The organism is Acinetobacter sp. ESBL14 (assembly GCF_036668815.1).
Taxonomy (GTDB): domain Bacteria; phylum Pseudomonadota; class Gammaproteobacteria; order Pseudomonadales; family Moraxellaceae; genus Acinetobacter; species Acinetobacter gyllenbergii.
Window position 1 is genome coordinate 1,657,810 of record NZ_JAZEVS010000001.1, and the last position, 10,519, is coordinate 1,668,328.

Sequence of the window (10,519 nt, forward strand, 5' to 3'; positions counted from 1 at the left end):
ATCGAGATGATTCATTCATCGGTGATCACTAAGCATATTATTCAAGGAAATTGAATGAAAAATAAAAAGCCTCACCAAAACCGCATGGCTAATCGCCATCCAGAACATTTAAATATGCATCAAATTGGGCCAGGTGACTTAGCAATATCAGAATGGAATCAGGCTGGTCTTACAATACCTAATCTTGATCACATGCATCAGTATCGGGTAGATCGCATCTGTAAATTATTAAAACGACAAGGGCTAGCAGGCATATTATTATACGATCCGATTAATATCCGTTATGCAACAGGTACAACCAACATGCAAGTCTGGTTGTTACATAATGCAGGACGCTATACCTATATATCTGCTGAAGGTGAAGTCATTCTCTGGGAGTTTGATCACTGCGATTTTTTAGCCGATCATTCCAAGGTTGTATCACACATTCGCCCCTCTATCTCATGGTTCTATTTTTGTGCTGGAACTCGAATTGATGAGCAAGTAAAAAAATGGGCGAATGAAATATATGAGGTGGTTTTACAATTCAGCAAAGGGAATAAAAAAATTGCCATAGATAAGTGCAATGACGAAGGTATTAAAGCATTAGAGCAACTCGGGCTCAGTATTGAAAATGGTGAAGTCATTATGGAACTTGCACGCGCGATTAAAGGCGAAGACGAAATCAGTGCAATGCGTTGTGCAGTCCATGCTACAGATACATCAATAAAAATTATGCATGAGCATTTAGAACCAGGGATTTCAGAACAGCGCTTATGGTCATATTTACATGCTGAAAATATTGCTCGTGGTGGCGAATGGATTGAAACGCGGTTGCTCTCCTCAGGCCCACGCTGCAATCCGTGGTATCAGGAGTGTAGTGGGCGTATTATCCAAAATGGTGATCTGGTCGGTTTTGATACCGATCTGATCGGTGCTTATGGCATTTGTGTGGATACTTCTCGGACATGGTTATGTGGAGATAAAGCGCCTACTGCCGAACAAAAAAATATTTATCAAATGGCATATGATCAAATTCAGTTTAATACCGAATTATTACGCACAGGTATAAGCTTTAAAGAACTTACGCACAATGCTTTACAGTATGATCCAAATCACTATAACCATTATTCCTTTCTTTACCATGGTGTAGGCTTATGTGATGAAGCACCTGGTATTTACTTTAAAGAAGCTTGGGAAAGTTATGGTTATGATGGTGTTCTAGAGGCGAATATGGTTCTGTGTGTTGAAAGTTACGTGGGACATAAGCAAGGTGGGTCAGGCGTTAAACTTGAGAATCAAGTTCTCATTACGGAAAATGGCCCCGAAATCCTGACCTTATATCCTTTTGAGTCACGTCTACTGATTAATTAAATTGTATAAAAGAGCTGTAAAGTTAGATCATCATATTTACTAGTCCGCAGCTCTTTTAATTTTTCTCTTTCCATCGAATACAAATTAATTCAAACCTTTTTGCCCAACTTGTCCCGGCAACTGCTCTAAAAGCCAATGACGGAACTGTTTGACTGTCGAAGGAATAACCCCTCGATCGGTAGGTTCTAACATACAGAAATTAGCTTGGGTACGTAATACTGTTTCAACAGGACGAACCAATGCCCCACTTTCTAAATAGTCATCGACTAAAGATCCCCATGCCAAAGCTACGCCCTGCCCATTAATGGCAGCCTGAATGAGCAGTGGATAATTATTAATATTGACTCTGCTTTTAGGCTTAAACATCGGATATCCCACCAAAGCAAACCATTCAGCCCAATTTACCCAATCCTTTTGCGATTCATCCAAAGACAACAAACTCTTTCCAAAGATATTTTCAGGGCTTTTGTCTTGAAATTGAGCAAGATAAGCAGGGCTACACACTGGAAATACTTCTTCAGGGAATAAGGGTGTAACTTTCATCTCAATTGGGGGTACTTTGCAATAAAATAAAGCTAAGTCACAATCCATTTTATGCAGGTCAAGAATCTTTTCGGTGGTTAATATTCTTAAATCAATACCTTCGTTTTGTTGAAAACTCGCCACTTTAGGCAATAACCATAAGGCTGCCATAGCATTGGTTGTAACAACAGTCACCTGATGCTCACCCTGCCATTTTTTAATTTCGGCGGTTGCTTGAGACACATCCTGTAAAGCACTGTATATCGTTTGATAATATTGTAAGCCAGTCGGTGTTAAAACAATATTTCGATTGGCACGGACAAATAACTCCTTCCCTAGATATTCTTCGAGTTGCCTAATCTGACGACTGATTGCACCTTGAGTTACATTCAATTCATTTGCTGCCTGAGTAAAACTCAGATGGCGTGCTGCCGCCTCAAATACAATCAAACTGTTCATGGGTGGTAGTGGTTTAATTCTCATGGACGCTCCTTGTTTATCCTATCTATCCATGTCGAACACCTATGTTTGGCCAGCTTGTTCAAGTAAAGGTGGCTAAATGTTCAAACAGACTGACTTCCTTGTGATGTCGCTCAATTAACTTATTATCGATGTAATAAATTATTTCATTCTTTTAATTTCGATAAAATCTCATAAATAACAATCAATAAAAAGTGAGAAAAACGAATAGATGTATGAGTTTTTCTCATTCAAAATAATTTTCCTATCATAAAAACAAAAAGGGCTGAAAATTCAGCCCTTTTTAACGATCAATTTACAACTTAAGCATCCGTATTCAGCGCCACACTTGGTTGAGCATTTCTCAATTTTCGCTGCTTCAAATAATAGGCCAGCATCAAACAGAGAATCCATGCAGGAATCATCATGACCGCGATACGCATATCTGCAGTCATTGACATCACCACAAGAATACTCAGCATAAAAATAATGCATAGATAGTTACTGAATGGATAAGCAATACTTGGGAACTTGGTTGTTTGCCCTTGTGCTTGCATGGCTTTACGGAATTTTAAATGCGTCCATGAAATCACCACCCAGTTAATCACAATCGCAGCAACCACTAACATCATTAGCAAACCGAATGCCTTCTCAGGAAATGCATAGTTCAACAAGACACAAAGTACAGTGACGAATGCCGAAACATAAACAGCATTGGTCGGAATACCACGTTTGTTGATTTTCTTAAGGAACTTAGGTGCATTACCTTGTTGAGCCAAGCCCAATAACATACGACTACTGCAATAGCTGGTTCCGTTATAAACAGATACCGCCGCAGTCAAGATCACAAAGTTCAACATGGTCGCAACGCCTTGGCTATCTAATGATGCAAAGACCATCACGAATGGGCTACCACCTTGCGCCATTTGGTTCCAAGGAAACAAAGCGAATAAGATGAAAAGCGTTGCGATATAGAAAATCAAAATACGATAGATAATTTGATTCACTGCTTTCGGCAAAGTTTTATCAGGATCACGTGCTTCTGCCGCAGTAATACCAAATAACTCGATGCCACCAAAAGCAAAGATAATCACAGCCATTGCCATCACTAGACCCTCTACACCAAATGGAAAGAATCCACCCAATGCCCAAAGGTTGCTGATTCCAGCTTGTGGCCCTGCCGTTCCTGTTGCAAGTAAATACGAACCAAAACCAATCATGGCCAAGATTGCTAAAATTTTGATGATAGAGAACCAAAACTCCATTTCACCAAAAAACTTGACATGCAAAAGGTTGATACCGTTAATTAAGATAAAAAAGGCCAATGCGGAAACCCATGTCGGGATTTCAGGCCACCAATATTGAATATATAACCCAATCGCTGTGAGCTCAGCCATACAGACCAGAACATTGAGTACCCAATAGTTCCAACCTGACATGAAACCTGCAAATGAGCCCCAGTATTTGTAAGCAAAATGGCTAAATGAACCACTGACTGGCTCTTGTACCACCATTTCACCTAGCTGTCGCATCATTAAAAATGCAATAAGCCCTGCAATCGCATAACCCAGAATGACCGATGGGCCAGCCAGCTTAATCGATTGTGAGATACCTAGAAACAAACCTGTGCCAATCGCACCACCTAGCGCAATAAGCTGGATATGCCGATTGCTTAAACCTGGGTTCAGGTTTCCTTGCTCCTGTTTTGACATATGATTATTCTCATCCGTGTCGCGTAATTTTTCTGTCTAAAATTACGTATATCATAAGTTAATCACAAATGCCTATATCTAACTCGAAAAATAATTAATTCACTTTTCGAATAACCGCGCATATAAACAGAAAATTCAATAAATAACAAATATTATGAATAATGTAATTAAATTATGTATTGCGTAATTAATTATTTTCAGTATGATAGAAATGAAGACGTAGGGATTTTTGCTCTAAGTAAACTAGAATTGGCAGATAAAAACTTAAATATCAATTTATCTTTCAACCACTTAATCAAAATACTCCCTAAACAAAGAGATTAGACCAACAGAATTAAAGACAAGGAAAGCGAATCATGGCCCATCATTTAACTTCTTTTCTTGAGATTGATGCCCAATCAGATTTCACAATACATAATTTGCCATACGGTATTTTTAGCGAGACCGCACAAGCTGAAAAACGCGTCGGCGTTGCAATTGGTGAATGGGTGCTTGACCTTGCTGCATTAGAGCAAAAAGGCTTATTACAGCTCACGACAGCAAACTGCTTTAATCAGCCAACACTGAATAAATTCATCGAAACAGGCAAACAGAATTGGCATACAGTTCGCAGCACTTTGCAAAGCTTATTGTCTGCGGAAAATCCGACCTTACGTGATGATGCAGATTTACGTCAGCAAGTGTTGTTTAAACAAGAAAATGTAGTTTTACATTTACCGATTCATGTTCCTGGCTATACCGACTTCTATTCATCTAAAGAACATGCCACCAATGTCGGCACCATGTTTAGAGATCCTAAAAATGCACTCTTGCCGAACTGGAGCGAATTGCCTGTCGGTTATAACGGTCGTGCCAGTTCTGTAATTGTCAGTGGTAAAGACATTGTTCGTCCTTCAGGTCAAATCAAATTACCCAATGAAGAACGCCCTGTGTTCTCGGCGACACGTAAACTCGACTTTGAACTCGAGACCGCTTTTGTAGTGGGGAAAGCAACTGAATTGGGTGAACCGATTACCATTGAAAACGCATGGGAACATATCTTTGGCATGGTGTTGTTAAATGATTGGTCAGCACGTGATATTCAACAGTGGGAATATGTCCCTTTAGGCCCTTTCAACGCCAAAACCTTTGCCAGTGCCATTTCACCATGGGTGGTAACGATGGAAGCGCTTGAACCATTTAAAGTCAAAGGTCCAGAACAACAGCCACAACCACTGGGCTATCTACAAGAAAACACCGCAAACAGTTATGACATTCACCTCAGTGTTGAAGTGCAGACACCTCAATCAGAACAAGCGGATGTGATTTGCCAAACCAACTTTAAATATATGTATTGGTCAATGTCACAGCAACTGACCCATCACACCATTGCAGGCTGTAATGTTCAAGTGGGCGATTTAATGGGTTCAGGCACGATTTCTGGTCCAACCGAAGATTCTTATGGCAGCTTACTGGAACTGACTTGGAATACCACCAAACCACTCAACCTTTCCAACGGCGAAAAGCGTGGCTTCTTGGAAGATGGTGACCGTGTTGTGATGAAAGGCTACTGTGAAAAAGATGGGATCCGCGTGGGTTTTGGTGAAGTTGCCAATACCATTTTACCAGCACGTCACTTTCGTCTTAATGAACAAAAGGACGAACGCTATGAAACTGTATAGTTACTTTCGTAGCTCTGCGGCTTATCGAGTGCGTATCGCACTCAACCTGAAAGCGCTGCCTTATGAAACTGAAGCCGTGCATCTCGTTAAAAATGAGCAACAGCTTGCAAGCTATCGTGCACTGAATCCAAGTCAGTTGGTGCCAACACTGCTTGACCAAGATCAGACCTTTACCCAATCGCTTAGCATTTTGGAATATCTGGAAGAACGTTATCCAACCAAAGCGCTGTTACCTAAAGATCTAGTGCAACGTGCCAAAGTCCGTGCTTTTGCACAAAGCATTGCCTGTGACATTCATCCAATCAATAACTTGAGAGTGTTGAAGTACCTGCAAAATGATCTTGCGATCAGTAACGAGCAAAAAACACTGTGGTACCGCCATTGGATTTTAGAAGGCTTTCACAGCTTAGAAATGCAATTACAACATTCCAATGGGCAATTCTGTTTTGGCTCACAGCCGACTTTTGCCGACTGCTGTTTGATTCCTCAAGTCTATAACGCCAAGCGCTTTAAAATTGATTTAAGTGCTTTCCCCAAGATTGAGTCGATCTATCAACATTGCTTAACCCTTCCCGCATTCTTGAATGCGACCCCAGAACAACAACCAGATTGGGAATAGAGATAAAAGGAGTTTTATCATGAGCTTTGCAATTAAAAAAATTCACCATGTGGCTTATCGCTGTAAAGATGCCAAAGAAACCGTCGAATGGTACAAAAAAATGCTGCATATGGATTTCATTCTGGCCTTTGCAGAAGACCATGTGCCATCCACCAAAGCCTTTGACCCGTATATGCATTTATTCTTAGATGCGGGCCAAGGCAATGTATTGGCATTTTTTGAACTGCCGACTCAACCAGATATGGGCCGTGATGAAAACACACCGCAATGGGTACAACATATTGCTTTTGAAGTGGAAGATTTAGATGCACTGATGGCAGCAAAAGCGCATCTGGAAGCGAATGATGTGAAGGTATTAGGGGTAACCAACCATGGTATCTTCCATTCGATTTACTTCTTCGATCCAAATGGTCATCGTCTAGAACTGACCTACAATGATGTCCATGCCGATGCCAAGATTGCACGCATTACCGAAGAAATGAAATTAGAAATGCTAGATGAATGGAGTCGTACCAAACGTGCGCCGCACCATACTCATTTCTTACATGAAGATGAACTTGGCGCATAAACTCAGTTTAAAGAAATTGGCATTAGCGTTGTAAAATGCTAATGCCTTTTTTTATGGTCTAAATTTAAAGCATTTTGTGTGTTTTTAAGGCATAGTAGGCTCAGCAAAATTGCGTGCAATCTCTCTAAAAACAATTGTATGCTTATGCAATTCGCCGATTTGATACATTTAAAAAGATGATTTCTATTTTGCCCGATGCTCAGGCATTATGTGCTGGATGTAAATTGTCCATGATTGAAAGCAACAAATACTGCGTGAATGCGCGCAGCTTAAGGGTTATTGAATGATTGAAGAAAAGTTATCTGGTGGGGTTCAATCACTTGAGGTCGGTTTAGCCGTACTGAATGCCCTTTTAGAACATAACAAGCCCATTATATTAAAAGACCTATCCAGTAAACTGGATATGCACCCTGCCAAGGTACACCGTTATCTGGTCAGTCTGATTCGCATGAATTACGCCAAGCAACTCACCGATGGTCAGTATGCTTTAGGCGATCAAGCATGGCGTTTAGGCTTGAACTGTATTCAACATACCGATGTGTTACAGCTGGTTCAGCACCTGATTTATGAATTACAAAACAAGATAGGCTGTGGTATTCAAATCAGCAAATGGTCGCCTAAAGGGCCTTTAGTGGTGCAATCAATTGAATCCAACCATCCGATTTCAATCGTGACCAAGGTTGGTTCAATCATGCCTTTGGTCAATTCCGCAGCGGGTCGTGTATTTGCCTCTTATATGCCTGAAGCCGTGATTAAGCCGTTGATGCAAGCGGAATGGGAAAAAGCGGCTAATAACCATTATCCGATTAAACCGACTGATTGGGATGAATTCTTAGTATTAAAAGAACATGTATTGCAACACGGTATGTCGATTGCTCAGGGCGACTTGTTGGTGGGAATCAATGCGGTGGGTCTACCAATCTTTAATGCGCATCATTCAATGGAATTTTGTATTGTGGCACTGGACAGTGAAATGTTTTTCTCGGTTCATGACGGCAGCGAGAACTTAGAACTGTTTAAACGTGAAGTTGCAGCAATCAATCAATATATTCAAACCCGTTAATGTTTCATCCATATAAAAAAAGCCAAGAAGCGAACTTCTTGGCTTTTTTATTTCATTTGAATGCAATTACTTTGCTTCTAATACACCACGGCGGATCTGGTCACGTTCGATGGATTCAAACAGTGCCTTGAAGTTCCCTTCGCCAAAACCATCATCATCTTTACGTTGAATAAATTCAAAGAACACTGGCCCAAGCATGTTTTGCGAGAAAATCTGCAACAACAGTTTTTTCTGACCATCTTTGGTATTGCCATCCAGTAAGATACCGCGTTTTTGCAGTTCTTCTGTTGGCTCGCCATGATTCGGTAAACGTTCTTTCAACATTTCATAATAGGTTTCAGGCGGCGCTGTCATAAACTGCATGCCGATTCCTTTTAATTTATCCCAAGTTGAAAGCAAGTCATCGGTAATAAACGCGATATGCTGAATACCTTCACCATTGAAATCTGCCAAGAACTCTGCGATTTGACCGTTGCCCTTGTCTGAATCTTCATTCAGTGGAATACGAATCATGCCATCTGGTGCAGTCAAGGCTTTAGAGGTTAAACCTGTATATTCGCCTTTGATGTCAAAGTAGCGGATTTCTTGGAAGTTAAAGATTTTTTCGTAGAAGTTCGCCCAATACTCCATACGTCCTTTATAGACGTTATGGGTTAAATGGTCGATTTCGTTCAGGCCTGCGCCTTTAGGATTTCTGTCCGCATCATCAAAGAAAACGAAGTCATTTTCATAGATATCACGATCCACAAGGAAAATTGGCATGCCACCAATCCCTTTGATCGCTGGGATATTGAGTTCCATCGGCCCAGCTTGAGAGTACATTGGCTCTGCGCCAAGCTCCACGGCTTTGCTAAATGCTTTGGCTGCATCGCGGGTTCTAAAACCCATTGCACAGGCTGAAGGACCATGTTCTTTAAAGAAGAATGAAGCATAAGATTCAGGCTGGTAGTTCAAAATAATGTTGATATTACCCTGACGCCATAAATAAACTTTTTTAGACTTATGCTTTGCGACTTTAGAAAAACCGATGGTCTCAAAGATTTGATCTAATCCGTTTTCCGTCGAAACAAATTCAATAAAAGCAAAACCACATAATTCTAATGGGTTATCTAAAATGTCCATCTAGTTTCCCTTATTTAGATAAATTCATCCGTTTAATGCTCTGTATAGGTCTTATTCTTCAATTGCTTAATCGCTATCTAAAAGCATCAACCTATACATGCGTTATCAGAAAAGGCGACCGGTGTTTTTATAGGTATGTAAAAGCATCCGTGTTAAAGCCCTTTCCGTCCATAAGTCAGCCAAATGAAGAAATCATGATTCTTGATCTTGGCTCTCAGCTATAAATTCATGCTACAAGAAAGCCTGAATTTATGCAATACATAATTAAATTATGTTATGTGTAATTTTATTACTATTTGAGTCTGCCAATGAAAGGTCGCTATTAAAGAGGAATTGGTTATCTGGCTAAATCAGACCATGGTCTCAAGCTGATACGAATAAATGTATTGTGAGTAGACTGCCTGTCTTATTTCCTTAACAAAGTTCGATTAGCTTAAGTCTATGAGCTACGCAGGCAAATGAGATAGACATGACGCAAACTTCGATTTTAGAACAGTTAACTCAACTCATTGAAAGCTATAGTCATAAGCATAGTGGTAGGCCACAAAAGATCTTGATTGGTTATAAAGCCTATTATGACTTGATGGGAAATTCGAGTTTTGCTGCTGAGGTCACTGACTCCGCTTTAAACCCCAATAAAAGAAAGTATAAAAAGATTAAAATTAAAGTCACCAAAGATGACTATCAGCTTGAGCTAGAGTAATTTTTCTGGCTTGTAGTCAAATCTTTAGCTTTCTTACCATACAAATACTCGGCAAGTAACGGCGCTGCGACCTCAGAACCACCTGCTGCAATACCAGCACTAAAAGTATTATTAGCACCTATCACAAGAACCGCTGCACCTAAAATCGCATGGCTGACCAGTTGAGCCGCTTTGTTCTTGTCTTCACCATGTCCAAACTGCTGCCACATAAAGTATAAAATACATCATTTATACGGTAATTTACTAAATAAATGTCTATCTGCTGGCTTTGTAACTTTCGATAAATTTCCACCCCAAACTTTTTTAGCTGCGCTAGATAAATTCAAAAGATCATCATCTCGATGAATATTATTCTCTATTATCTGCTTTTTCTTGGCAATTTCTTCAGCTTTAAGAACTTAACTTTTTTGCTGCTTCAATAACAACGCCACCACCTTTTTTGGCAACTGTAACGGTGCCTGTACTAATTTTTTCTGTCAGAGCATTTAATCTACATTCGAGAACGCAAGTTTAGTGAAATGACATAGAGTTCTAAACCCTACCTTTTAACACAGATTTTTGAGCACCACCGCGCTTACTTTTTTTATCCCGAGTTCAGGTTACATAGCTCTATGTACCTCCAACGAAAAAGGTATCTACACTTAGATACCTTTCAACTTTTTAATCTATCAAAATTATTTTATTCACAAAAACTTTAATCTCAGATCAAATTTACTCCATAATTCTTTTTCTATTTC

General features: G+C 39.9%; 10 protein-coding genes. 6 read left to right on the plus strand and 4 right to left on the minus strand.

Features of this window, described 5'->3' with window-relative positions:
• The first annotated feature begins 54 nt into the window (after positions 1–54).
• Complete coding sequence (locus tag V6E90_RS08130; RefSeq protein ID WP_332605046.1) at positions 55–1,353, plus strand: M24 family metallopeptidase; 1,299 nt, start codon at positions 55–57, stop codon at positions 1,351–1,353.
• A gap of 84 nt (positions 1,354–1,437) precedes the next feature.
• Here the strand turns inward: V6E90_RS08130 and V6E90_RS08135 are convergent, their stop codons facing one another.
• On the minus strand, positions 1,438–2,358 hold the full coding sequence (locus V6E90_RS08135; RefSeq protein ID WP_332605047.1) for a LysR substrate-binding domain-containing protein: 921 nt from the start codon (positions 2,356–2,358) through the stop codon (positions 1,438–1,440).
• A gap of 299 nt (positions 2,359–2,657) precedes the next feature.
• A complete protein-coding gene (locus V6E90_RS08140) occupies positions 2,658–4,046 on the minus strand; it encodes an amino acid permease (RefSeq protein ID WP_262758182.1) in 1,389 nt (462 codons plus the stop codon).
• A gap of 356 nt (positions 4,047–4,402) precedes the next feature.
• On the opposite strand from V6E90_RS08140, the gene fahA reads away from it, so the two are divergent.
• From fahA to V6E90_RS08160, 4 genes are all read left to right on the plus strand, one after another.
• Entirely contained in the window at positions 4,403–5,707 is a 1,305-nt protein-coding gene (gene fahA, locus V6E90_RS08145; protein ID WP_332605048.1) for a fumarylacetoacetase, read from the plus strand.
• A complete protein-coding gene (gene maiA, locus V6E90_RS08150) occupies positions 5,694–6,326 on the plus strand; it encodes a maleylacetoacetate isomerase (protein ID WP_332605049.1) in 633 nt (210 codons plus the stop codon). Before fahA ends, maiA begins: the two co-directional genes overlap by 14 nt.
• 19 nt (positions 6,327–6,345) lie before the next feature.
• On the plus strand, positions 6,346–6,894 hold the full coding sequence (locus tag V6E90_RS08155; protein WP_004653219.1) for a VOC family protein: 549 nt from the start codon (positions 6,346–6,348) through the stop codon (positions 6,892–6,894).
• A gap of 283 nt (positions 6,895–7,177) precedes the next feature.
• The gene (locus V6E90_RS08160) at positions 7,178–7,957 is read left to right on the plus strand and encodes an IclR family transcriptional regulator (RefSeq protein WP_332605050.1); all 780 of its coding nucleotides are present in this window, start codon (positions 7,178–7,180) and stop codon (positions 7,955–7,957) included.
• A 66-nt stretch (positions 7,958–8,023) separates the two neighbouring features.
• Here V6E90_RS08160 and hppD read toward each other — a convergent pair whose 3' ends face one another.
• Entirely contained in the window at positions 8,024–9,079 is a 1,056-nt protein-coding gene (gene hppD, locus V6E90_RS08165; protein ID WP_005189102.1) for a 4-hydroxyphenylpyruvate dioxygenase, read from the minus strand.
• A 469-nt stretch (positions 9,080–9,548) separates the two neighbouring features.
• Between hppD and V6E90_RS08170 the strand changes: the two genes are divergently transcribed.
• Positions 9,549–9,782: a hypothetical protein gene (locus tag V6E90_RS08170; protein ID WP_332605052.1), complete on the plus strand. Its 234-nt coding sequence runs from the start codon at positions 9,549–9,551 to the stop codon at positions 9,780–9,782.
• On the opposite strand, the gene V6E90_RS08175 is transcribed toward V6E90_RS08170, so the two are convergent.
• A complete protein-coding gene (locus tag V6E90_RS08175; RefSeq protein WP_065343808.1) occupies positions 9,764–9,991 on the minus strand; it encodes a hypothetical protein in 228 nt (75 codons plus the stop codon). The genes V6E90_RS08170 and V6E90_RS08175 overlap by 19 nt on opposite strands.
• Positions 9,992–10,519: the final 528 nt, after the last annotated feature.